Consider the following 23444-nt stretch of genomic DNA (forward strand, 5'->3'; position numbering starts at 1 on the left):
GCGACATTGGAATGAGTGCAGAAAAGCAGCATATAGCAGAGCAATGGTTTATGGAATATTTTACGAAAGGAAACACGGATGTCTTGGACAGCCTGACAGCACCGGATTTTGTCTATCATGGACGGAATGGGAAGAGTGACCGGGACAAGATGAAGGAATTCATGAATTGGTTCCGGTCGGTCTTTCATGGTGACGAATGGATACTCGAGGACGTTATCGAACAAGGCGACCGGCTCGTGGTTCGCTATACCGGACGCATGACATATAAAGGCGGATGGTTTGATATTCCACCTGAGAATCAGCAAGTCCGGGAGACAGGAATTATCATTTTTCGATTCGAAGAAGGTAAGGTGAAAGAAGTATGGTGCGAAAACAGTGATGCAGCCATCTTATATGAGCTCGGCGCTCTTAAGCCAAACACGCACGAAGCATTTTAAGTAGAGAAGCAGCGGCGGTTTTGATGTTTAGTGCCTTTCGAAGCGGGAAAATATAAAGCAAAGACAATTATGCCCGAACGAAAGGAGAATACATCATGGCAGAAGATAAAAAACCGCACGAAAAAATCACGGATAAAAATAACGGATTGAGCGATACACAGGAAGTGCTTTATCCGGATGATTTCAAAAAAGCGGATGAAGCAGATGAACAGCAGCGTGAAGAACAGAAAAAACAAGATGAAAAATAAGTAAAAACCGGCTCCGGAGAATTAATTCTCCGGAGCCGGTTTTATTATTAATGGCGTTTTTTCTCGATTAACTTTAATTCGTAATTCAAGGCTCTGAATAAGGACCACATCATTAATATAATGATGAATGAGAACGGCAAGGCCGCTATGATAATCGTATTCTGAATAGCGCCAAGGCCCCCGACGGCCAGCAGAATCGCTGCAATGGAGGATTGAATGAGCCCCCATGCGATTTTTACTGTATTTGACGGTGCGAGTGATCCATTCGTTGATTGCATGCCGAGTACGAATGTTGCTGAGTCGGCTGATGTGATAAAGAACGTCGACACGAGCAGAATGGCGACAATCGACAGAATGAACCCGAACGGCAATTCACTGAAGACGACGAACAATGTCGTTTCAACTGCGCTGGCTGCCACATCAACGATGCCGCTTCTCTGTAAACTAATTGCTGCTGTACCGAAAGTGGAGAACCAGATTGCACAAAGCAAGGTCGGTGCAATGACGACACCTATAAGGAATTCACGAATTGTCCGGCCTCTTGAGACCCGGGCGATGAACATGCCGACGAACGGCGACCAAGCGATCCACCATGCCCAGTAAAAAATGGTCCAAGCATTCAGCCAGCTCCGATTTTCCTCATTGAGTGCTGAAGTTTCAAAGCTCAGCTGGATAAGGTTCTGAAGGTATCCGCCGAGTGACTGGGTGAATACATTGAAAATCAGCAGTGTCGGCCCGAGAATAAGAACGAGAAACAGCAGCAAAACGGCAAGTACCATGTTTGTATTCGATAAATACTTGATCCCTTTTGAAAGGCCGGTCCAAGCTGAAAAGATAAACAAAACCGTAACGACCGCTATGATGAGAAGCTGGGACCATACATCATTTCCGAAACCGAAAAGATAAGTAAGGCCTCCGTTAATTTGAGCAGCGCCGAAGCCGAGAGAGCTTGCTACCCCAAAGACGGTTGCAAATACTGCGATTATATCGATGAAAGTGCCCCAAGGACCATCCATTTTTTCACCAAAAATCGGCTTCAGTGTTGCTGAAATTAATCCGCGATCTCCTCTGCGGAATTGAAAGAAAGCGAGTGACAGAGCGACCATGCCGTACATTCCCCATGGCTGGAATCCCCAATGGAAAAATGTGCGCTGCATTGCTTCTTTGAAAGCTGCGTCACTTCCAATCTCTTCAGTAGCCGCGTCGACGATAAAATGCGACAGCGGTTCATAAGCGCCATAGAAAACAAGTCCAATTCCCATCCCTGCGGAGAATAACATGGCAAGCCAAGTGGCTGTTGAGAATTCTGGTTTTTCTTTTTCTTTGCCTAACCGGATTTTACCGTAAGGGCTAATGATGAGGAAAAGGGAGATAGCGAGCAGGAGAGTCATAAGCAATTGATAGTACCAGCCAAATCCAGTACTGATATCGCCAGTAAGATTCCCTGTTATTGTCCCAAAGCCTTCCGGATCAATGACACCATAAATAACCGTGACTGCGACAAGTGCAAGTGTGATGTAAAAAACATTCGTAACCTTCTTCATGTCGGCTCCCTTCATTCTTATTATTGTGATAAAACGAACAGTAAGTAATATTAACGAAAAATTGTTGCAATGTCAACTGAAGCACAGAGAGCGGGGAGTGTAGACAATTTTGTCTTGTTTTTTTTATTTGAAAGCGTTAACATTATATTTAATATTTCGAAAATACTAACTGGTCAGTACCAGAGAGGAAGAAATTGATGAATGTGATGGATTTATTCAGTCTCAAGGGTAAAACCGCCATTGTTACAGGTGGCGGAAGAGGTCTTGGCGCACAAATCGCCCAAGGTTTCGCAGAAGCAGGCGCAAATGTTGTCGTGTGCTCACGGAACGTGGAAGCCTGTGAGGACGTGAGGAAGCAATTGGAGGAAGCGGGCGTACAGTCACTGTCAATGGCTTGTGATATTTCAAACCCCGAAGATGTCCGAAATGTCATTGAAAAAACAGTGGAAAAATTCGGCACTATTGATATTCTGGTGAATAATTCCGGTGCCACATGGGGAGCGCCGGCTGCGGAAATGCCGCTTGATGCCTGGCAGAAAGTCATGAACGTCAACGTGACGGGTACCTTCCTGATGAGCCAGGCGGCGGGTAAGGTCATGATTGAAAAAGGCGGCGGCAAAATCATCAATATTTCGTCTGTGGCAGGTCTTGGCGGAACGGATCCCCGGTTTATGGATACGATTGGCTATAACACCTCAAAAGGCGCCGTCATCACGATGACAAAGGATCTGGCAGCTAAATGGGGACAGCATAACATCAACGTGAACGCCATTGCACCTGGATTCTTTCCGACGAAAATGTCTAAGGTGCTGATTGAAAAAGGCGGCGATCAAATTCTTAATCTCACACCGCTCCGACGCTTCGGAACAGATGAAGACCTGAAAGGAGCAGCCTTGTTCCTGGCTTCAAAAGCATCGGATTATGTGACTGGTGATGTACTGGTGGTAGACGGCGGCATGCACGCTGTTTAAAACAATTCAAAATGGAGGCGATGTGGAGATGACAGTAACAGAGCAAACTTGGCATAAGCATTACCCGGAAGATATCAACGCCGTAATGGAGTTTCCGGACAAGACACTACCCGATATTCTCGCTGAAACAGCCGCGAAGATTCCGGATAACGTGGCATTGAAATTCTACGGAAGAGAAATGACCTACAAGGAATTGCTGACATTTTCGACGGTGTTTGCTTCATCGCTCCAGCAGTCAGGGGTTCAGAAAGGGGACCGGGCGGCGATTATGCTGCCGAACTGTCCGCAATATGTGGTCTCGTATTACGGCATTCTGAAAGCCGGGGCGACCGTCACGCAAGTCAATCCGATGCTGCTGGAGCAGGAACTGATTTACTTGCTGAAGGATTCCGGAGCGGAAACGATTGTCGTCTATGAACCGCTGTATCCACGCATTAAAGCAATTGCCGGTGAAACGTCACTGAAAAACATTATCGTTGTCAGTTTTGAGACGGACCAGCCCGACCTGCAGGAAGGAGACTGGTCATTTACCAGCTTCGTTGGTAAGGGAGACGGAAAATTGGCAAACGTGGAAATAAATCCTCAGGAGGACATCGCGGTCCTGCAGTATACAGGCGGGACGACGGGGCTGTCGAAAGGTGCCATGCTCACGCACCGGAATATCCTGGCGAATGCGTTCCAGTCTCACGAGTTTTTCAAACATGATTTTGTTTTCGGCGAAGAGCGCTGCCTGACGGTCATTCCGCTGTTTCACGTATTCGCAATGTCTTCGGCTATGAATCTGTCCATTTTAACCGGTTCACAGAACATTCTGCTGCCGCGATTTGATCTCCAGGAAGTGCTGGACACCATTAAACGGGAACAGCCGACGACGTTCCCTGGCGTGCCGACGATGTATATCGCGATTACCAATCATCCAAAGGCCCAGGAGTACGGCATCGACAGCATTCATCTATGCAATAGCGGTAGCGCCCCGATGCCGGTGGAAACGATGAAAGAGTTTGAAGGGAAAACCGGCGCGAAAATCCTGGAAGGTTATGGACTGTCAGAAGCTTCCCCTGTAACTCATTGCAATCCTTCATTTGCGGCCCGGAAACCCGGCAGCATCGGAATCGGCATTCCTTCCACTGAATACAAGGTGGTGGACCTCGCTACGGGTGAAAACGAAGTTCCTGCCGGTGAAGCCGGTGAACTGATCATCCGCGGCCCGCAAGTAATGAAAGGCTATTGGAATATGCCGGAAGAAACGGAAAATGCGCTCCGGGACGGCTGGCTGTACACAGGCGATATCGCCAAGGTAGACGAGGACGGTTATGTTTTTATTGTGGATCGCAAAAAGGACATGATCATCTCGAGTGGCTATAACGTTTATCCGCGTGATATTGAAGAAGTGCTGTACGAGCATCCGGCGGTGCAGGAAGCGGTGGTCATCGGCATTGCAGATCCGTATCGCGGTGAGAGTGTGAAAGCGATCATTGTGAACAAAGCCGGACAGGAAGTGACAGAAGACGAATTGATTGAATGGGCACGCGGCAAAATGGCTGCGTATAAAGTGCCTCGTGCTGTCGAATTCCGGGCTGAACTGCCAAAGACGAATGTCGGGAAAATTCTGCGACGGGCACTTCGCGAAGAAAACCGGTAACAGAAGTACAGCTGATAACAGGAACGGCGGGAGAGAGGTATGAAAGAGAAAATCACACAGCACAGCATTCTCTTGTTTGAAGAGAAGGGATTTGTCGAGACATCGGTACAGGACATTGTAGAAGCGCTTGGTGTGACAAAAGGAACCTTCTATTATTACTTCACAAGTAAAGAACAATTGCTGATGGAAATTCATCTGGGTTACATCGATCGACTGCTGGCACGGCAGCAAGTGATTGTTGAAAGCGGGGATTCAGCAAGAGAGAAGATCAGCGGGATGATCAGGCTGCTGATTATGGATATTGCTTCTTACGGGCCGAGTGCCCGTGTCTTTTTTCGGGAAGTCCGTCACCTGGGACAAGAAAATGCTGCTGAAATCAGGGAAAAACGGGAACGATTCCGACTTACTATTGAACAAGTGCTGGAACGGGGCAAGGGTGCAGGTGAGTTCCGGGAAGATATGGAGCCGGGAATTACAGCGTTCGCAGTTCTCGGCATCACGAATTGGAGTTATCAATGGTATAACCCGGCCGGTGAAATTTCACCGGACCACTTGGCGGCGATTTATACAACGCTTATTTTACAAGGCATCGAATAAAGGAGGGGCAGAATGGCGAATAACGATATAAAACGGATTTGCGTGGTTGGCGCCGGTCAGATGGGTCATCAGATTGCGATGCTATGCGCATTGGGCGGCTATCAGACAAAGCTGCAGGACGTGAACGCTGATGCACTTGAAAAAGCACAATACAGTTTGGAAGCATTGATGGAGCAATGGGTGCAAAAAAAGAAAATCACTCAAGAAGAACGTGAATCGGCTTTCAACCGCCTTGCATTTACTGGGGTGTTGGAAGAGGCGGCAAGTGACGCAGACATGGTCATTGAAGCCGTTGTGGAAAAACTGGATGTAAAGCGGGATATTTTTACGCAACTTGATCGAATCGCGCCGCCTCATGCCATTCTGGCCTCCAACAGTTCGACAATCGTCAATTCATTGATCGCAGAAGTGACAGGACGGCCGGAACAGGTTTGCAATATGCATTTCTTTTTCCCGCCGCTCGTCATGGATTGCGTGGAAGTCGTGATGAGTGACCGGACGTCTGAAGAAACGGCACAGAAAGCGCTGGCTGTCTGTGAACAAATTGGCCTGACGGGAATTCTGCTCCGGAAGGAAATTTCCGGGTTTGTGGCCAACCGGATTCTCGGTGCCCTTCAGAAAGAAGCGATGGATTTATATGAGGCGGGGATTGCGGACTATGCGGATATTGACCTGATCGTCAAAAAAGCGCTCCGCCACCCGATCGGACCGTTCGAATTGATGGATCTTTCCGGAATCGATGTCGGTTATTACGTCATGCAGCAGCGTTATGCGGAAACCGGGGACCCGGCAGATAAGCCGCCTGCGTTCATTGAAGAAAAAGTGAAAGCGGGGGAGCTCGGCCGTAAAACCGGCAAGGGATTTTACGATTACTCACTCAAGGAAGTGAGAAGCTGATGGCGGATCACGTACATAGCGAGAAACGGAACGGCTATGCGGTTATAACCTTGTCCAATCCGCCGATGAATGTGCTGAGTCAGCGCGTTTTCAAGGAATTGGATGAAACATTCAGCAAGCTGGGACAAGACCCGGAAGTCACTGCGGTCGTGTTGACAGCGGCAGGCGACCGGGCATTCGTTGCAGGTGCCGATATTAAAGAGTTCCCGGAATTGATCGGTAAATCCGGCCTTAAGCAGGGACTCATGGAGACCCATGCCATATTGAATAAAATTGATGCCTTTGAAAAACCGGTGATCGCCGCATTGAACGGCTTGACGCTCGGAGGCGGAACAGAGCTGGCGCTGTGCTGCGATATTCGCATAGCGGATGCAGCTGTTCAGATCGGGCTGCCTGAGATTACACTCGGCCTGTTTCCGGGCGGCGGCGGTACACAGCGTCTGCCGCGCCTTGTAGGTGAAGCGAAAGCAAAAGAACTGATGTTTACGGGGATTCCGGTTGATGCTGCGGAAGCGGCCAGTATCGGTCTCGTGAATTTCGTTGTGCCGACGGGTGATGTACTGAAAGCGGCGGAGAAAATGGCTGCCCGGATCAGCGGTTTTTCATTACCCGCTCTTTCCCGGATCAAGCAGGCTGTGGATGAGGGGCTTGCGCTTTCGCTCGGTGAAGGAATTGAACGTGAAGCAGCGCTCTTTGAAGAAGTGTTTCAGACAGAAGACATTCAGGAAGGAGTGCGGGCGTTCATTGAAAAACGAAAGCCGGCATTTCGGAATAAATAATGGAGGAGGAGACCGAGTGGCGCACGAGATAGATGTGAAAGTCCGATTTTGTGAGACAGATGCGCTGGGCCATATCAGCAATATTAGCTATTTTATCTATCTGGAAGAAGCGCGGACGGACTTTTTTGGGGAAATGGGCTTTGAGATGGGGATAGGTAACTGGAAATTCATTCTGGCATCTGCCACATGTGATTTTGTCAGCCAAGGCTACTTTAATCAGCGGCTGAAAGTGGTTTCCGAAATCAGCCGGATCGGCAATTCCAGTTTCACGATTGTTCACCGGATTGAGGATGACAGAGGGAAGCGTATTGCAAACGGGGAGGCGAGTATCGTCTTTTTTGACTTTGATAAACAAAAAAGCGAGCGGCTGCCGGATTGGTTCCGCGAGACATTGACAGAACATCTGGCAGCAGCATCAGAGGCGGGGTGAAACGAATGACGACACATACGAACGATACGATCCCTGTAAGATCGGGGGAAGAGTTGAATGTACAGAAACTGGAGCAATTCCTGCGGACAAGAATCGACGGGTTGCCGGCAGGGGAGCTGACGGTCCGCCAATTCGGCACCGGTCATTCCAATTTAACCTATGCTTTGCAGATCGGTGACTGGGAAGCTGTGCTACGTCGGCCGCCGCTCGGTCCTGTTGCGCCAAAAGCGCATGATATGGAACGGGAGCATCGGATTTTGTCGGCTTTGCATCCTGTATTTCCAGCGGCTCCGGAACCATACGTGTTTTCGGATGATTCCGATATTGTCGGCAGTCCGTTTTTCGTCATGGAACGGCGGCATGGCATTGTGCTGGATACCGCTTTTCCGGAAGGAGTGGAACCGACGCCGGATTTATGCCGCCGGATTTCCGAAAAAATGGTCGACACGCTTGTTGAACTCCATGCATTGGACTATAAGGAGACGCCGCTTGCTGAACTTGCAAAACCTGAAGGGTTCATGGAACGGCAAGTGCATGGCTGGATCGGCCGCTATGAACGGGCGGCGACCGATGATATGGAAGGTATAGATGAATTGAAGGCATGGATGACCGCCAATATTCCGGCATCACCGGATCCGACAGTCATCCATTATGATTTCAAATTGAATAATACCATGTTCTCGAAAGATTTCTCACAGCTGACAGGCTTGTTCGACTGGGAAATGACGACCGTCGGTGATCCGCTTGCCGATCTTGGTGCGGCGATGAGTTACTGGATCCAGTCGGATGATCCTGAATTGTTGAAATCCGGAATGGGCAAGCCGCCGGTCACCGTCCTGGATGGTTTCTATACGCGCCAGGAATTCATCGAGCAATACGGGAAGAAAAGCGGACGGGATGTAAGCAATATGAAGTTTTATCTGACGTTTGCCTACTTCAAACTGGCTGTCATCATTCAACAGATCTACTACCGCTACCGGCAGGGACAGACCCAGGATAAGCGGTTCGCCCATTTTAATCGGTTCGCGGACAGTCTGATCCGCCATGCACTGGCTGTTGCAAAAGGGACGTGAAGAAATGCCGAAACTGCATGTGCTGCTGAAAAAAGAAGAACTGGAAGAAACGAAACTCCAGGACGGCAAAATAGCGGTCGTCTTTGATGTGCTGCTTGCAACGTCCACCATTGTCTCCTGTTTACATTATGGTGCAAAAGAAGTTATTCCGGTGATGGATGGAGACGAAGCGCGAAAAGCTGCAGAGCGGCTGAAAGCTGACAGTTTCTGTCTGACAGGCGAGTTCAACGGCGCGACCATTGAAGGGTTCCTCGATCCGAATCCACTGCAGCTGCAAAAGACCGTCGGAGGAAAAACGGTCGTGCTGTCCACGACGAATGGGACCGTTGCGATCCGGAATTCGGCAACGGCGGCACGGACATACATCGCTTCTCTCTTGAATGGCCAGGCAGCAGCTGAGCTGATTGCCAAGCGGCATAAAAATGAAACGGTGATCGCAGTTTGTTCCGGGTCCGGCGGAGAATTCTGTCTGGAAGATTTCTACGGAGCAGGTTACTTCATTGACTGCCTGCTGGAAGAATCAGACACATGGGAACTGACCGATGCCGCACAGGCGGCGCTATTATTCTATCAATCCAGAAAACAGGAAGCGGCAGAAATTTTGAAGGCATCCCGTGTCGGAAAAATGCTGCTGCGGAACGAGTGGGAAGAAGAAATTGAATTTGCGGCCAACCGGGGCATCATTCCGACAGTTCCTGAATTTAAAGGCAATACGATTGCTTCAGAAGGAGATGAACGTTATGAAGACTGACACACTGGCATATCGGGGCGGCTCGTTCCTCTACAGCCCCGCAGAGAAAGATGCGGTATTCACCCCGGAAAATTTTACCGAAGAGCACCGGATGATTGCAGCTACTGCAAAGCGCTTCCTGGAACAGGAAGTGCGGCCGAATAATGAAGCGCTGGAGAATCAGGATTTCACTAAAGTGAAGGAACTTCTACACAAGGCGGGTGAACTCGGCCTGCTCGGACACAGCGTACCCGAAGCATACGGGGGCCTTGGGCTCGATAAAATCAGCAAAGGGCTCGTCGGCGAGATGCTCGGGTCGGGCGGCGGCTACAGTGTGGCGCAGTCCAATCACACATGCATCGCGACACTCCCGATTACGTATTTCGGGACGGAACAGCAGAAAGAGAAATACTTGCCGAAGCTCGCCTCCGGTGAGTTCATCGGTGCTTACTGTCTGACGGAGCCGAACGCCGGATCGGATGCGCTCGCAGCACAGACGACCGCACGGCTGAATGAAGCCGGAACACATTATATTTTGAACGGCACTAAAATGTTCATCACAAATGCGGAATTCTCGGATACGTTCATCACTTACGCCAAAGTGGATGGAAACGCGTTCACCGCATTTATCGTGGAGCGGAACTTTCCGGGGTTGTCGCTCGGACCGGAAGAACAGAAGATGGGCATCAAAAGCTCTTCGACCCGAGCGGTTATTTTTGAAGACTGCGAAGTGCCGGTGGAGAACCTGCTTGGTGAAGTCGGCAAAGGCCATGTCATCGCACTGAACGTGCTGAACTTGGGGCGGTTTAATCTTGGTTCTGCCTGTACGGGAGCGGCCAAATACGGGATGGGACTCGCACTTGGCTATGTGAAAGAACGAAAGCAATTCGGCAGGGCGATTGCAGATTTCGGTGCAACGCAGGAGAAAATCGCCGACATGGCGATCCGCATCTATGCGGCTGAATCGCTGCAGTACCGGACAGCTGGTTATCTGGAAGACGCGCTCGGTAGTCTATATGAGTCGGACGATCAGCGTCTCATTGCAAAACAGCTGATGGAATATGCATCAGAATGTGCAGTGTGCAAAGTCTATGGTTCGGAAACACTTGATTTCGTCGCCGATGAAGCGCTTCAGCTGCATGGTGGCTATGGGTATATCAAAGAATACGGTGTCGAGCAGATGTACCGGGATTCCCGGATCAACCGGATTTTCGAAGGGACGAACGAAATCAATCGCCTGCTCATCCCGATGAATCTGCTGAAAGCGGCGATGAAAGGACAGATTCCGCTGCTGGATCTCGTCAATCAGGCGGCTTCCGAGATGCAGGAACCAAAAGTGGACGGGATTGGACCAATTACGCGGGAAACAGAAGCAGTCAAAGCTGTTCGACGTGTCCTTTTGATGTGTGCAGGACTGGCATTTGAGGCATATGGTGAAAAACTGGCAGAAGAGCAGGGCGTGCTGATGCAGCTTGCAAATCTCGGTATTGCGCTGTATGCCTTGGAATCCGCTGTGCTTCGGACGCAAAAAGAACTCGATGCAAAAGGTGAAGAGAAAGTGCAGCTGAAACTCCAGCTTGCCGAGGCGCTTGCCGACGAGACGCTGTTGGCTGCTGAACTCGCTGCGCGGAAAATGATTCAATCAGCGGCAAAAAATCCACAGCTGGCCACCGCCGTTACTGCAGTTACCGCAGAATTGAGCCGGTTGCAGCGCGGTGGCACAGCGCGGACGAAGCGGGCAATCGCCCAGGCGCAATTTGAAGCCGGGCAATTTGTAAGCTGAACCAGAAGGAGGAAAATTTATGAAAATCGTAAAATTGGAAAAGTATGGCGGCCCGGAAGTGCTGGAGCTGACGGAAGCGCCGATGCCTGAACCCGCACAAGGAGAAGTGGTTGTTGAGATCAAGGCAATTGGCGTGAATTACGCGGACACCGCCCGGCGGGAAGGGCAGTATGTTGTGCCGACACCGCTGCCATTTACACCGGGAGCAGAGATCGCGGGGACAGTTTCAGCAGTCGGTGGAGGCGTGACCCGGTTTAAACCTGGTGCGCGCGTCGTGGCATTGATTGAATCCGGCGGCTATGCCGAATATGTCACTGTTGCGGAACAGACGTTGATTCCTGTGCCTGACGGCGTACCATTTGAGCAGGCGGTCGCTTTACCGCTGCAAGGACTGAGTGCCTATCATATCCTGAAAACGATGGGCCGGGTAGAACCGGGCGAGACCGTACTCGTGCATGCGGCGGCAGGCGGCGTCGGAACATTGGCGGTGCAGCTGGCTAAAATTTTCGGGGCCGGGAGCGTCATTGCGACAGCCAGCACAGACGAAAAACTGGAGCATGCACGCAGCCTTGGGGCGGATCATCTCGTGAACTACACGGAAGCTGGCTGGGAAGATAAAGTAAAGGAACTGACAGGCGGCAAGGGTGTGGATGTGGCGCTTGAAATGGTGGGAGGCGAAGTGTTCCATCAGACGCTGAGATGCTTGGCGCCGTTCGGCCGGCTGGTCATTTTCGGGGCAGCGAGCGGTGAACAGGCTCAGTTCCAACCGGGACAGCTTATGCGGAAAAATCAGTCGGTCGTCGGGTTCTTCCTGCCGCAAATCATGCGGAAACCGGATTTATTCAGACAGAGCCTTGGTGAATTACTGGAATGGACAGGGAGCGGCAAACTGAAACTGACAGTGGGCGGCACGTACCCGCTTGCGGAAGCGGCAGATGTGCATCGGCAGCTGCAGGGTCGGAAGACGATCGGCAAGCTGGTGCTGGTACCTTGAATTACTGCCGGAAAGCGATGGCTTTCCGGCTTTCTGAAATGGCGAAAGAAAACAGACCGAGGAGGAATGGGAATGACAAGTGAACACGTAGTAGTAAAGCAGCAGGACGCTGTGCTTTCACTGCAATTGAACCGGCCGGAAAGTCTGAATGCATTCAGCCCGGAAATGATTGAACAGCTGACGGAAGAAGTGAAAGCGGCAGGGGAGAATGATGATGTCGGAGCGATTGTATTATCAGGTGCAGGCCGGTCGTTTTCAGCCGGCGGTGACGTAAAAACGATGGGACAGGCTGGTCCTGCAGAGACATATGATCATATCGGTGAACTGAATAAATTGATTCTCGCAATGCGCGAACTTGAAAAGCCGATTGTGGCAGCGGTTCATGGTTTTGCGGCGGGTGCAGCATTCAATTTGGCGCTCGCGAGCGATCTTATCGTGGCTGCTGAAGACAGTAAATTTGTTATGAGTTTTGCCCAAGTCGGTCTCATTTCAGACGGGGGAGGCTTATATTTCCTGCCGCGGCTGATCGGACCATACCGGGCAAAGCAATTATTTTTCAGCGCAGAACCGATTACCGCCCGGCAGGCGCACGAATGGGGAATCGTAAATTATGTATATCCGGTCGATCAATTGGAACAGGAAGCACTGGCGTTAGCCGAACGACTGGCAGCCGGTCCTGGCCGGACGTTTGGACTCTTGAAGAAAATCACAGATCAGGCGGCGACTTCAAGTCTCGCTGAAATCCTCGAACAGGAACGAATCACGCAGGCAATGATGGTTACAACCGATAATCATAAAGAAGGTGTGGCGGCATTCAAGGAAAAGCGGAAACCCGACTTTAATCCACGCTGAGAACCGGAAACAGGTTAAAAGAAGGCGCTGATCTTGGTGCAACCGGTTAATTCATCACTTTAAAAAGCAGGAAAGCAAGGACAGATAACCGGCAGGCTCATTTGGGATGCGTTTGCATACGGGCACCGAGCTGAAAATCACCTGAAACGTTGGCGGGAGTTTCAGGAGGGTGGAGCTGTGTCGGTGGAAAGTATTCATCGGGAGCGATTCCATTCAGGAATCCACAATTCTTACGAAAAGAATCCATCAAATTGAATAATCCCACAGCTGCTGCCTGAAGACGCATATGTCGGTTTTAAGGGAGGAAATCGGATGAATAAGGCACATTTCGAATTTTGGCCAAGCAGATTACCGAAAACACTCGCTGTTCCTGAAACCACTTTATATGATAATTTGGCAATTTCAGCAAAAAAATATCCGGAAAAGACGGCACTGGTTTATTACGGCGCCCGGTATACGTACAGTCAAGTGCTCAAAGAAGTGGAAGCGCTTGCAGGGTATCTGCAGAATGTGCTGGGCGTCAAGAAAGGCGAGAACGTTCTGCTGTTCATGCAGAATGCCCCGCAGTTTCTGATCGGTTATTATGCCATATTGCGGGCGGAAGCTGTCATTGTGCCGGTCAATCCGATGAACACAGCGGAAGAGATGGCATTTTACGTAGAAGACAGCGCCATCCGGGCCGGAATTATCGGTCAAGAGTTATATGGCCGGGTAAATGAATTGAAAGGCCGTACCTCGCTTACACAAATTATCACTGCTGCTTATTCTGACTACGCAGGAAACGGGGATGGACTTGGGGAATTACCGGAAGCTGTCAGGGAGCCGGTGCAAGTGGTTGATAAAGTGATTGAGTGGAAAGAGGCAATCGGAGCAGGATGCAAACCGTTCGAATACAGAGGGGATGCAGAAGACACGGCAATTCTGCCGTATACATCCGGTACGACCGGTCAACCGAAGGGTTGTATCCATACGAACCGGACGGTGCAGGCGAATACGGTCGGAGCTTTCCATTGGATGAATATCACCGCAGATGCGGCCGCATTATTGACGCTTCCGCTTTTTCATGTCACCGGTATGGTGCATAGTATGAACACGCCGATTTATGCAGGCGGGACGATGGTCATGATGACCCGCTGGGACCGCGACTATGCGGCAAGTGCAATCGAGCGGTACGGCTGCACGCATTGGATCAACATCAGCACGATGCTCATCGATTTTCTCGCAAATCCGAAATTGGCGCAATACGATATTTCCTCACTGCAGGCAATCGGCGGTGGAGGAGCCCCGCTTCCGGAAGCGGTCGGAGAAAAGCTGACAGCGATCACCGGACTGGAATATATCGAAGGATACGGGTTATCGGAGACGATTTCACATACGCATTTCAATCCGCCGGACCGGCCGAAACTGCAGTGCCTTGGTATTCCGTCATTCGATGTGGACGCGCGTGTCATCGAACCTTCAACCGGAAAAGAACTCGGTCCCGGTCAGGACGGGGAGCTCATCGTGAACGGGCCGCAAGTATTTAAGGGCTATCACAACCGGCCGGATGAGAATCGGAACTCGTTCATCGAGTTTGACGGCAAAGTTTTTTTCCGGACGGGTGATATTGTGCGAACAGACGAAGAAGGTTACTTTTTCATCGTGGATCGCGTAAAGCGGATGATCAACGCCGCGGGTTTTAAAGTATGGCCGACAGAAGTGGAATCGATGCTTTATAAACATCCAGCCATCCAGCAGGCCTGTGTGGTCGGCATTCCCGATCCGAGAAGAGGCGAAACGGTCAAAGCATTTGTCATTTTGAATGAAGAAGCAAAAGGCGATGTGACGGAAGAGGAAATCATCGAATGGGCGAAGGGGCAAATGGCAGCCTATAAGTATCCGCGGTTCATTGAATTCCGGGAAACATTTCCGACGACAAGCAGCGGGAAAATTTTATGGCGGAAACTGCAGGACGAAGAGCGGGGAAAATCCGGGGAGGTTTTGTAAATGGCAAAACAAGTGGAGACAGTCACAGGACCGATTGCGCCAGAAGACATGGGGAAAACACTGATTCATGAACATTTCATTTTCGGGTATCCCGGATTCCAGGGCGACAGCACACTCGGCCCGTTCAACTTCGAAGAAGCGGTGGGTGCGGGAGTCGCGGCAGCTGAAAAGATGATGAGCCACGGGGTGAAGACGGTTGTTGATCCGACACCGAACGAATGCGGTCGGGACCCTGAGGTGCTTAAAGCGATTTCCGAGCGGTCCGGCCTGCAAATCATCTGCGCGACCGGCTACTATTACGAGGGCGAAGGAGCGACGCCTTATTTTAAATTCAGAGCGTCACTCGGAAGTGCGGAGCAGGAAATCAGTGAAATGTTCATGAAAGAAATCACCGATGGGATCGGGACATCCGGTATTAAACCGGGCATCATTAAACTGGCGTCCAGTAAAGGGGCGATCACGGATTATGAGCAGATGTTCTTCCGGGCGGCGGCACAGGCGCAACGGGAAACGGGCATTACGCTTTTGACGCATACGCAGGAAGGGACAATGGGACCCGAGCAGGCACGGCTGCTGATAGATCTCGGGGCGGATCCGGCGAGTATCGTCCTCGGCCATATGTGCGGCAATACGGATCCGTCCTACCATAAGCAAGCGCTTGAAACAGGAGTGAGTATCGCATTCGACCGGTTCGGCCTGCAGGGGATGGTCGGAGCACCTTTCGATCAGGAGCGGATCAAGACATTGCTGGAACTGTTGGCGGACGGATATGAAGATCAAATCATGCTGTCCCATGATTCCATCACTGTCTGGCTTGGCCGTCCGCCGGTCATCCCGCCGCAAGCGGAAGCAGGTGTCGCCAATTGGCATCCGACTTATCTGTTCGAGGAAGTGGTGCCGCAGCTGAAACAAGCGGGCGTAACAGAGGAGCAGCTGGATAAATTGTTTACGGAGAACCCGAAAAAGCTATTCGCAGGAAAGGCGCTGACCGTTTAAAAAAGCCGGGTAACCGGCTTTTTTCGTGGGCTGACAGCAGAAAAGAGACTGACTTCATAATAGATGAAAGTTAAATTTATGTTGTCAGAAATAGCATTTACTTTATTTTTAGAATAGTCTAAACTGAAAGGGTATTACTGTTTGTATAATGTAGAAGGAGGGAAGATTAATGAATGCAATTGCTGTAGCTTCGATAGGACTTTTTCTCTTTTTTTTAGGTTACCGTTTTTATTCGAAGTATGTAGCGGAAAGAGTATTCAAGCTTGATCCGAATTATGTAACGCCCGCGCATAAATTGGAGGACGGAGTCGACTTCGTCCCGACCAATAAATTCGTCCTCTGGGGCCATCACTTTACGTCAGTGGCAGGAGCTGCGCCGATTCTCGGCCCAGCCATCGCCGTCTATTGGGGCTGGCTGCCGGCTTTCATCTGGGTGGTATTCGGCACGATTTTTGCAGCAGGTGTCCACGATTTCGGTACGCTCGCACTGTCTGTCCGTAACAAAGGGCAGTCCGTCGGTACTCTTGCGAACCGGCTGATCGGCCAGCGCGGAAAAATCTTGTTCTTATTTATTATCTTAATACTGGTCCTTATGGTAAATGCCGTGTTCGCCTGGGTAATCGCCAACTTGTTCATCACCTTCCCGGCGAGTGTACTGCCGGTGTTCATCCAAATTCCGCTTGCCGTCTGGATTGGCTACGCTGTGCATAAACGCAGCAAAAACATGCTGGTGCCGTCACTGGTCGCACTTGCTGTTATGTACTTGACGGCTATACTGGCAGCACAAATCCCGATTCTTCAGATCGATGTGGTTTCATACTTTGGAGGAGAAGAAGGAGCAGGACTGTTCGGGCTTGGCGCGGTTTCAACAGCATTCTTCGTCTGGATTGTCATTTTGATGGTGTATGTCTACATTGCTTCGACACTGCCGGTATGGAAACTGCTGCAGCCGCGCGATTTTATTAATTCCCATCAATTGATCGTCGGGCTGGCGATTTTGTATCTCGGATTGCTGTTCACGAATCCGGAAATCACAGCACCGCTGACAAATGCTACAACGGATGTGTCATGGTTCCCGCTGCTGTTCATCACCATTGCGTGCGGAGCTATTTCCGGATTCCATGGCTTGGTGTCGTCAGGAACATCATCCAAGCAAATAAATAAGGAAACGGATGCCCGCTTTGTCGGTTATGCCGGCGCTGTAGGGGAAGGGGTACTGGCGCTGATCTCGATTCTTGCTGTTGTAACACTATTCCCGACGGCAGGCGCATTCCGTGAAACGTACAGCAGTTTTGCTGCTGCAAGCGGCGGCGGACTCGGCAACTTCATTCTCGGGGCAAGCCAGTTAGCGACAGGTCTATTAATTCCAGCCAACATCGCCTCAACGATCGTTGCGGTTATCGTAGTCAGTTTCGCCGCAACGTCGCTTGATACATCCGTTCGGCTGATGCGCTACATCATTTCTGAGCTCGGTCAGGAGTATAACGTTCCTGCACTGACAAAAGCACATGTGGCGACATCTATCGCAGTCGTATCCAGTGCGGCACTTGTACTGCTGCCGAAAGGGCCGAATGGCTTCGGTTCCGGCGGATTCCTGCTGTGGCCGCTGTTCGGGACGGCGAACCAGCTGCTTGCCGGCATCAGTTTACTGCTGATCTCCATTTGGCTGAAGCGATTGAGCCGGAATTACTGGATTACACTTGTTCCGATGATTTTCATCATCTTCATGACGCTCTATGCAATGATTCAGCAGGTATTCCTGCAATGGTCATTCTGGGGAGACAATACAAACTGGCTGCTCTTCATCTTCGGTTCCATCATCCTGGTATTTGCACTGTGGATCATGGTTACCGCGGTATCCGTCCTGCGGGATAAGACACCAAAAGTACTCGATACGGAATGATGCAGAAAGAGGGGGATCTCACGAGATCCCTTTTCTTCATTGAAGGAGGAGAAAACAAGTGCTCGAACATATGAAGAAGTTGCTTGCTTATTATGAGGAAGTCATCAGCTTGCCGCATAAAAGAGAAATCGCACTCGAGCTCCGGAATGAAGATGATTTGTTTTTTTTGATGCTTTATTCGGAAATGCTCGGCATTCCCAATCCCGTTTATTACTACACATTGGAACTGTATCCGTACATGATTGAACAGTTCCATGATTGGCATTTACGGATGGGAATGGACAAATCACCACTGAGCGGAATCCGGTGCTGCTGAAAGGGAGAGTCATATGGACGTATTAACGAAAACGATCATTTTTGTGGGCGGCAAAGGCGGCGTCGGAAAATCGACATCTGCTGCCGCTCTTGCGCTTATGTCAGCGCGCGAAGGGCACGAAACGCTTCTCGTTTCGACCGATCCGGCACATAATACCGGCGATATTTTCCGGCGGAAGATTGGCGGGGACATTACGCGGATTCAGCGGAATCTCTCAGCGCTTGAAATCGATCCGGAGCGGGAAACGACGAAGTACATTAATAGCGTAAAAGAAAATATCAAAGGGACGGTACACTCCGGCATGATGGAAGAAGTGCACCGGCAGCTTGATACAGCAAAAGCTTCCCCGGGAGCTGATGAAGCGGCGCTTTTTGATAAACTGATCCGCATTATTTTAGAAGAACGGGAGAACTTTGATAAAATCATTTTTGATACCGCTCCAACGGGTCATACGATCCGGCTGCTGTCGCTCCCTGAACTCATGGGTGTCTGGATTGAGGGGCTGCTCGCGAAACGGAAAAAAACGAACGACAATTACAGCCGTCTCCTGAACGACGGGGAACCGCGGGAAGACCCGGTTTACGACGTGCTCAGAGAACGCCAGCAGCGCTTTGCACGCGTGCGCCGAATCTTGCTGAATCAGGAAGAGACCGGATTCATTTTCGTGCTGAATCCCGAACGGCTTCCGATTCTGGAGACAGAGAAAGCGATCCAGCTGCTGGCCAAGTACGAGTTGGACGTCAAGACATTGATCATCAATAAAGTTCTGCCGGAAGAAGCGGATGGCACATTTTTCGCGGAGCGGAAAAAGTATGAAAAGCCTCATCTGGAAGACATCCGGAAACGGTTTGAAAAGCAGGAGAAAATCTATATTCCACTGTTTCCCGGCGATGTTTCCGAGCTCGAACAGCTGGAAAGATACAGCACTTATTTCAAGAAAGGGAGTATGTTATGAAAGCCGCAGTACTGGAATACGGAAAACTGAAAGTCAAAGATATGCCGGAACCGGAAGCGCGTGCGGGAGAAGCGGTCGTGGAACTCCGGACCGCCGGGCTTAATCACCGGGATTTGAATATCCCGAATAGATGGGGAAACGATAAGGAAGCGCTCATCCTCGGATCTGACGGGGCAGGCGTTGTGACTGCCGTCGGGGAAGGAGTTACGAACGTCGCGGTCGGGGATGAAGTGATCATCAATCCGGCGCTTCGCTGGTTCGATAACAGCCCGGCGCCACCACAGGGATTCGATATTCTCGGTATGCCCGATCACGGGACATTCGCTGAAAAAATCGCCATTTCCGCTGAACAGCTTGAAAAGAAACCGGCTCATCTCTCCTGGGACGAAGCAGGTGTCATGGGGCTTGCCATGCTGACAGGTTACCGGGCACTTATCACAAAAGGTGAAGTGAAGGAAGGGGATACCGTTTTCATCCCGGGCGCAGGAAGCGGAGTGGCGACTTATCTCATCCAATTCGCCAAACAGGCAGGTGCGCGGGTGATTGTCACGTCCCGAAGCGAAGAAAAGCAGAAGCACGCACTTGAACTTGGAGCCGATCGGGCCATTGATACGAACAGCGACTGGCAGCAGGAACTGGCGGGTGAAACGGTGGATCTCGTCATTGAAAGCATCGGACGCGCCACGTTCAACCGATCGCTCGATGTGCTGAAAAAAGGCGGCCGGATCGTCGTGTTCGGTGCCACAACAGAAGACACGGTCGATTTTGATTTACGCAAATTCTTTTACGGGCAGTATCAGTTATTCGGTTCAACGATGGGCAGCCGGGACGAGTTCCGGGCAGCGCTGAAACTCATTGCGGATCATGAACTCCATTCGGCTGTGGATCGGACGTTTGCACTGGACGAACTGGAAGAGGCATTCGCTTATCTTAAAGAAGGAAAGCAATTCGGGAAACTAGCATTCAAATTATAGAAATCCTGGAACCATCCGTGAAGTCATCCGTATAACTAGATAGGAACATTAGGAGAGGATGAAAAGGATGGAAAACACCGGATTAAAAGTGCTCGTGCATACAAGTGCGTTTTTCGCTCCGTTTCTGGTGCCGTTTATTGTTTATTTGATTGCGACTGATGAAGAAGTGAAAAAACTGTCGGTCCAGGCGATTCTGTTCCAGATTGCCTTGACGGTGCTGATTATCGTTTCATTCGTACTTGCGTTTTTCCTGGTAGGCATTCCACTGTTGATCGTGTTTGCAGCGATGGGCTTTATCGTGCCGATCATCGGAATTGTTAAAGCGGTGAACCACGAGAAATTCAATTACCCGATCGTTGGCGGTTTGTACCGCTAAATCGGAGAACACAAAAAGGGGCTGTCCAAAAAGCCCCCCTAAATTAAAAACAGGGAGAGAATAACCAATCGGTTGTTCTCTCCCTGTTTTTTTAAAGTTCGCTTTTTCGGAAAGTGACCGGAGGAAACCGGCCACTTTCCGAAAATTATGCGCCATGGCGATGAGTCCGAATTCGATGTGCACTTTCTGAAGCCCCCGGAGATGGAACCGGCGGAACGCCAAATTGCCCTTGATATCGCCGAAACCGGTTTCCACCTCGATTTTTCTTCGGGCGTATACCAGTTTTCGGTCCTCACATTCAAGGGCTTCTTTCGCTTTCATTTTCAATTCCTCGTAGACCGGGTTCCAGTGAACCTGACGGTTCCCTTTCGCCTTGGTACACGATTCTTTCAGCGGACATCCGGTACAGTCTTCACATTCGTAGATTCTATAGGACTGAACAAAGCCCGATGCATTTTTCTTCTCCTGATACTTTTTGAAAACGACGCGGCGGCCGTTTGGACAGATGAATCGGTCATCCGCTTCTTCATACGTCCAGTTTTTCGCGTTCCATTCATTGTTTTTAAACTTCTTCGTCTGCTCTTTCAGATAGGTGCCATACGGGATCAGGAAGCCGGCAAGCGGTTCTTTTTCATCCCCGATCAGGTAGAGGTAGTTCTCTTCGCTTCCATAGCCGGCATCCGCGACGATGGTCTTCGGCATAGGCAGGGCAGATGCCTGCAGCTCTTCCAGATGTGGAATCAGGCAGCGAGCATCTCCTGGGCGCTGATGAATGGTATAGAACAGTACAAATTGATTCTCGGTCGCCATCTGGATATTGTATCCGGGTTTCAGCTGGCCATTCTTCATATGATCTTCCTTCATCCGCATGAATGTGGCGTCCGGGTCCGTCTTCGAGAAGCTGTTGCGCTCTCCACAGACGGCGAGCTGTTCCGCATACGTTTCTTGGCGAGGAATGAAGTTTTCACGAATCAGTTTCACTTTCTTTTTCAGGAGACTGTGCCGTTTGCGGAGTCCTTTTCTGTTTTCCACAATCTCTTCCTCAGCAATGAGATCCGTCAGGATGTCCATTTGGTCTTCCAGCTGGTTCGCAATTGAAGCCAATTCCGCAGCCGCCGGCTCCTCGGCCAGCTGGCCCAGTTCCAATCCCTCCGCCTTGGCAATCTCCTGGATTTCCTGAAGCGTTTCCTGAATTCTGATTTTCAGTTTCGCTTCCCGCCCCGTCACCGCCTTACGGAAGACAAAGCTATACTTATTGGCGTCCGCTTCCATCTTCGTCCCGTCCAGGAAGTAGTTCTCAAACTCGACAAACCCTTGCCGGTGAAGTTCCAAAACAGTGAACTCGAATAACTGATCGATGACCGCTCCCATTCGGACGCTCCGGAAATGGTTGATGGTCCGGAAATCCGGTTTCTGCATCGCCGCCAGCCAGATCGCCGGAAGATCCTCGTGCAGCATCGTGGCGATGCCCCGGCAGGAATAAACTTTTTGGGAATAGGCATAGAGAATAACTTTGAGCATCAGTTTCGGGTGGAAGGGTGGTCGCCCCCCGCCAGGGTAGCAGGCGGTCAACACCTCATCGGGGAAAGCCTCAACCAACTGATCCACCACACGAGCCACATGATGGTCGGGAATCAGGGCGCCAATATCAGGAATGGATAAGGCCTGGGTCGGATCATACGGTTTGAATGCGGGCGCCGGCCGGCGCCCTTGGGTGGAAACTGCGGTTTCGTGTTCAAGTAATTCACCTGACGGAAGAGGTGGTTGCATGGTATAATCGGTAGAAGCAATCGTTGGATTGCGCATAAAAATCGTCCTTTCTGAGTGGTTGTGTGGTAACTCCCATTTTACAGAAACGGACGATTTTTGTATGCATTGATGACTTGACTAGCGGGAAGGCCGGCGGCGACTCCTGCGGGACCAGCACGAGCTGAAGACCCTGGACCGAGTATAGCGAGGGAAGCGTCTGAAGCCGTGCCCGCGGAAAGCGTCCGCCGGGCCGAACCCCAGCTACTTCTTTACGAATAGAAAAAAGGGGCTGCCCCTCGAGGTCATTTTTCATGACCTTTCGGGACAGCCCCTTTTTGATTCAATTGAAAATGTAGGCAAGTGCTTTAACCGCCTGGTCCGGTGTTTCAACCGTGGCATGCGCTTTTCGGGATAATTCCTTCAGTGCATGGTGCAGTTTCTCGGGCCGGACAAGAATCAATGGTTTCCCCGCTGTAATCGCAGCGCTTGCGTCCATCGCGGTATTCCACTGTTTATACTGTTCGCCGAATAACGCAATGACGAGATCCGCCTTCTGCAGCAGAACTTCCGTCCGCAAATTATTGAAGCTGGATGCTGCCATGTCCCGGAAAACCGCAGACGGCTGTTCCCCAAGGATTTCCTCACCGATTCCATCCGAGCGTTCATGATCTTCCATCGGCCCGACGAAATCCACGGGAAGATTCAACGCTTCCGTTTTTTTGCGGATTTCTTCCCGCCACGAGCTGTGAATTTCTCCTGCCAAATAAACTGTCAGTCTCATTATACATCCCTCCGCTCTCCGTTTCCTATCAAGTTTACCATACGGAGAAGGGGAGGACTAAACGACAGCCGGCGTTTTCCGCTCGCGAATGTGTACAGGGAGAAGCGACAGGACATTCTCGAATTTAAAAGTCCGTTTCTCCCGCCGGAGGTAGCAGTATGCCTGAAATGAATTGCCGGATACCTTTATGATCTTAATCCGGCGTTTTGTAATGGAACCGTCTGCGGCCATATACATCATATTGATCGGCTCGCCAATTTTAAAATATTTAAGAACCTGCGTCTGCATGTTTTTCACCTCTTGTTATAGAACGTTTGTTCTTATTTTACTTCGAACAGCCCGAAAATGCAACGAAACGCACCTTTACCGATTGCCGGATTTTCCCTATAATTGAACGAACATATATTCTTTATTCATTATAAGGAAGAAGG

The 23444-nt window shown here is 50.5% G+C and carries 23 protein-coding genes and 1 pseudogene; 20 read left to right on the plus strand and 4 right to left on the minus strand.

All coding sequences use genetic code 11. From position 1 onward, the window contains the following. Positions 1–11: 11 nt before the first annotated feature. Together B0X71_RS01715 and B0X71_RS01720 are read left to right on the plus strand one after the other, a co-directional pair. A complete protein-coding gene (locus B0X71_RS01715) occupies positions 12–437 on the plus strand; it encodes an ester cyclase (RefSeq protein WP_077587835.1) in 426 nt (141 codons plus the stop codon). A gap of 95 nt (positions 438–532) precedes the next feature. Further along, a complete protein-coding gene (locus B0X71_RS01720; RefSeq protein WP_077587836.1) occupies positions 533–685 on the plus strand; it encodes a YfhE family protein in 153 nt (50 codons plus the stop codon). Positions 686–732: 47 nt separating this feature from the next. Here B0X71_RS01720 and B0X71_RS01725 read toward each other — a convergent pair whose 3' ends face one another. Beyond that, positions 733–2229, minus strand: coding sequence for a BCCT family transporter (locus B0X71_RS01725; protein WP_077587837.1), 1497 nt, complete (start codon positions 2227–2229; stop codon positions 733–735). A 197-nt stretch (positions 2230–2426) separates the two neighbouring features. Between B0X71_RS01725 and B0X71_RS01730 the strand changes: the two genes are divergently transcribed. The 18 genes from B0X71_RS01730 (at position 2427) to B0X71_RS01815 (ending at position 20483) form a co-directional block, all read left to right on the plus strand. Beyond that, the gene (locus B0X71_RS01730; protein WP_077587838.1) at positions 2427–3200 is read left to right on the plus strand and encodes an SDR family oxidoreductase; all 774 of its coding nucleotides are present in this window, start codon (positions 2427–2429) and stop codon (positions 3198–3200) included. 28 nt (positions 3201–3228) lie between these two features. Further along, positions 3229–4842 carry a long-chain-fatty-acid--CoA ligase gene (locus B0X71_RS01735; RefSeq protein ID WP_077587839.1) on the plus strand — a complete coding sequence of 538 codons (1614 nt, stop codon included), beginning with the start codon at positions 3229–3231 and terminating at the stop codon, positions 4840–4842. 39 nt (positions 4843–4881) lie between these two features. Continuing rightward, positions 4882–5439 (plus strand): TetR/AcrR family transcriptional regulator, encoded by a 558-nt coding sequence (locus tag B0X71_RS01740; RefSeq protein WP_077587840.1) that lies wholly within the window; start codon positions 4882–4884, stop codon positions 5437–5439. 12 nt (positions 5440–5451) lie between these two features. Continuing rightward, on the plus strand, positions 5452–6336 hold the full coding sequence (locus B0X71_RS01745) for a 3-hydroxyacyl-CoA dehydrogenase family protein (protein WP_077587841.1): 885 nt from the start codon (positions 5452–5454) through the stop codon (positions 6334–6336). Next, a complete protein-coding gene (locus tag B0X71_RS01750) occupies positions 6336–7115 on the plus strand; it encodes an enoyl-CoA hydratase (protein ID WP_077587842.1) in 780 nt (259 codons plus the stop codon). The genes B0X71_RS01745 and B0X71_RS01750 overlap by 1 nt, the downstream gene beginning before the upstream one ends. Before the next feature lie 16 nt (positions 7116–7131). Further along, entirely contained in the window at positions 7132–7545 is a 414-nt protein-coding gene (locus B0X71_RS01755; protein ID WP_077587843.1) for an acyl-CoA thioesterase, read from the plus strand. Between the two features lie 5 nt (positions 7546–7550). Further along, complete coding sequence (locus B0X71_RS01760) at positions 7551–8618, plus strand: phosphotransferase family protein (protein WP_077587844.1); 1068 nt, start codon at positions 7551–7553, stop codon at positions 8616–8618. Between the two features lie 4 nt (positions 8619–8622). Then, positions 8623–9369 carry a 2-phosphosulfolactate phosphatase gene (locus B0X71_RS01765; protein ID WP_077587845.1) on the plus strand — a complete coding sequence of 249 codons (747 nt, stop codon included), beginning with the start codon at positions 8623–8625 and terminating at the stop codon, positions 9367–9369. After that, positions 9350–11131 (plus strand): acyl-CoA dehydrogenase FadE, encoded by a 1782-nt coding sequence (locus B0X71_RS01770; protein ID WP_077587846.1) that lies wholly within the window; start codon positions 9350–9352, stop codon positions 11129–11131. The genes B0X71_RS01765 and B0X71_RS01770 overlap by 20 nt, the downstream gene beginning before the upstream one ends. Positions 11132–11150: 19 nt before the next feature. Beyond that, a complete protein-coding gene (locus B0X71_RS01775; protein ID WP_077587847.1) occupies positions 11151–12125 on the plus strand; it encodes a quinone oxidoreductase family protein in 975 nt (324 codons plus the stop codon). Between the two features lie 72 nt (positions 12126–12197). Beyond that, positions 12198–12977 (plus strand): enoyl-CoA hydratase/isomerase family protein, encoded by a 780-nt coding sequence (locus B0X71_RS01780; RefSeq protein ID WP_077587848.1) that lies wholly within the window; start codon positions 12198–12200, stop codon positions 12975–12977. A gap of 312 nt (positions 12978–13289) precedes the next feature. Next, positions 13290–14963 (plus strand): long-chain fatty acid--CoA ligase, encoded by a 1674-nt coding sequence (locus tag B0X71_RS01785; protein WP_077587849.1) that lies wholly within the window; start codon positions 13290–13292, stop codon positions 14961–14963. Continuing rightward, complete coding sequence (locus tag B0X71_RS01790; protein ID WP_077587850.1) at positions 14964–15959, plus strand: phosphotriesterase family protein; 996 nt, start codon at positions 14964–14966, stop codon at positions 15957–15959. 169 nt (positions 15960–16128) lie between these two features. After that, a complete protein-coding gene (locus tag B0X71_RS01795; RefSeq protein WP_077587851.1) occupies positions 16129–17862 on the plus strand; it encodes a carbon starvation CstA family protein in 1734 nt (577 codons plus the stop codon). Between the two features lie 58 nt (positions 17863–17920). Next, on the plus strand, positions 17921–18178 hold the full coding sequence (locus B0X71_RS01800) for a cory-CC-star protein (protein WP_198038667.1): 258 nt from the start codon (positions 17921–17923) through the stop codon (positions 18176–18178). A 13-nt stretch (positions 18179–18191) separates the two neighbouring features. Next, on the plus strand, positions 18192–19133 hold the full coding sequence (locus B0X71_RS01805) for an ArsA family ATPase (protein ID WP_077587852.1): 942 nt from the start codon (positions 18192–18194) through the stop codon (positions 19131–19133). Further along, positions 19130–20107, plus strand: coding sequence for a zinc-binding dehydrogenase (locus B0X71_RS01810; protein WP_077587853.1), 978 nt, complete (start codon positions 19130–19132; stop codon positions 20105–20107). Before B0X71_RS01805 ends, B0X71_RS01810 begins: the two co-directional genes overlap by 4 nt. Before the next feature lie 67 nt (positions 20108–20174). Beyond that, positions 20175–20483 carry a DUF4870 domain-containing protein gene (locus B0X71_RS01815; RefSeq protein WP_077587854.1) on the plus strand — a complete coding sequence of 103 codons (309 nt, stop codon included), beginning with the start codon at positions 20175–20177 and terminating at the stop codon, positions 20481–20483. Between the two features lie 141 nt (positions 20484–20624). On the opposite strand, the pseudogene B0X71_RS21315 reads toward B0X71_RS01815, so the two are convergent. From B0X71_RS21315 to B0X71_RS01830, 3 genes and pseudogenes are all read right to left on the minus strand, one after another. Next, positions 20625–22289 (minus strand): annotated as a pseudogene (locus B0X71_RS21315) (IS1182 family transposase); the annotation flags it as partial. A 283-nt stretch (positions 22290–22572) separates the two neighbouring features. Beyond that, positions 22573–23013: a YtoQ family protein gene (locus B0X71_RS01825; RefSeq protein ID WP_077587856.1), complete on the minus strand. Its 441-nt coding sequence runs from the start codon at positions 23011–23013 to the stop codon at positions 22573–22575. 57 nt (positions 23014–23070) lie between these two features. Beyond that, complete coding sequence (locus tag B0X71_RS01830) at positions 23071–23301, minus strand: transcriptional regulator (protein ID WP_077587857.1); 231 nt, start codon at positions 23299–23301, stop codon at positions 23071–23073. Positions 23302–23444 lie beyond the last annotated feature (143 nt).

Source organism: Planococcus lenghuensis, from assembly GCF_001999905.1.
GTDB lineage: Bacteria > Bacillota > Bacilli > Bacillales_A > Planococcaceae > Indiicoccus > Indiicoccus lenghuensis.

Coding starts and splice junctions, on each gene's coding strand:
- B0X71_RS01770 (WP_077587846.1), top strand. CDS start 9,350: ATGAACGTTATGAAGACTGACACACTGGCATATCGGGGCGGCTCGTTC.
- B0X71_RS01760 (WP_077587844.1), top strand. CDS start 7,551: ATGACGACACATACGAACGATACGATCCCTGTAAGATCGGGGGAAGAG.
- B0X71_RS01815 (WP_077587854.1), top strand. CDS start 20,175: ATGGAAAACACCGGATTAAAAGTGCTCGTGCATACAAGTGCGTTTTTC.
- B0X71_RS01725 (WP_077587837.1), bottom strand. CDS start 2,229: ATGAAGAAGGTTACGAATGTTTTTTACATCACACTTGCACTTGTCGCA.
- B0X71_RS01745 (WP_077587841.1), top strand. CDS start 5,452: ATGGCGAATAACGATATAAAACGGATTTGCGTGGTTGGCGCCGGTCAG.
- B0X71_RS01750 (WP_077587842.1), top strand. CDS start 6,336: ATGGCGGATCACGTACATAGCGAGAAACGGAACGGCTATGCGGTTATA.
- B0X71_RS01780 (WP_077587848.1), top strand. CDS start 12,198: ATGACAAGTGAACACGTAGTAGTAAAGCAGCAGGACGCTGTGCTTTCA.
- B0X71_RS01730 (WP_077587838.1), top strand. CDS start 2,427: ATGAATGTGATGGATTTATTCAGTCTCAAGGGTAAAACCGCCATTGTT.
- B0X71_RS01830 (WP_077587857.1), bottom strand. CDS start 23,301: ATGCAGACGCAGGTTCTTAAATATTTTAAAATTGGCGAGCCGATCAAT.
- B0X71_RS01790 (WP_077587850.1), top strand. CDS start 14,964: ATGGCAAAACAAGTGGAGACAGTCACAGGACCGATTGCGCCAGAAGAC.
- B0X71_RS01785 (WP_077587849.1), top strand. CDS start 13,290: ATGAATAAGGCACATTTCGAATTTTGGCCAAGCAGATTACCGAAAACA.
- B0X71_RS01795 (WP_077587851.1), top strand. CDS start 16,129: ATGAATGCAATTGCTGTAGCTTCGATAGGACTTTTTCTCTTTTTTTTA.
- B0X71_RS01735 (WP_077587839.1), top strand. CDS start 3,229: ATGACAGTAACAGAGCAAACTTGGCATAAGCATTACCCGGAAGATATC.
- B0X71_RS01720 (WP_077587836.1), top strand. CDS start 533: ATGGCAGAAGATAAAAAACCGCACGAAAAAATCACGGATAAAAATAAC.
- B0X71_RS01805 (WP_077587852.1), top strand. CDS start 18,192: ATGGACGTATTAACGAAAACGATCATTTTTGTGGGCGGCAAAGGCGGC.
- B0X71_RS01810 (WP_077587853.1), top strand. CDS start 19,130: ATGAAAGCCGCAGTACTGGAATACGGAAAACTGAAAGTCAAAGATATG.
- B0X71_RS01715 (WP_077587835.1), top strand. CDS start 12: ATGAGTGCAGAAAAGCAGCATATAGCAGAGCAATGGTTTATGGAATAT.
- B0X71_RS01775 (WP_077587847.1), top strand. CDS start 11,151: ATGAAAATCGTAAAATTGGAAAAGTATGGCGGCCCGGAAGTGCTGGAG.
- B0X71_RS01740 (WP_077587840.1), top strand. CDS start 4,882: ATGAAAGAGAAAATCACACAGCACAGCATTCTCTTGTTTGAAGAGAAG.
- B0X71_RS01825 (WP_077587856.1), bottom strand. CDS start 23,013: ATGAGACTGACAGTTTATTTGGCAGGAGAAATTCACAGCTCGTGGCGG.
- B0X71_RS01765 (WP_077587845.1), top strand. CDS start 8,623: ATGCCGAAACTGCATGTGCTGCTGAAAAAAGAAGAACTGGAAGAAACG.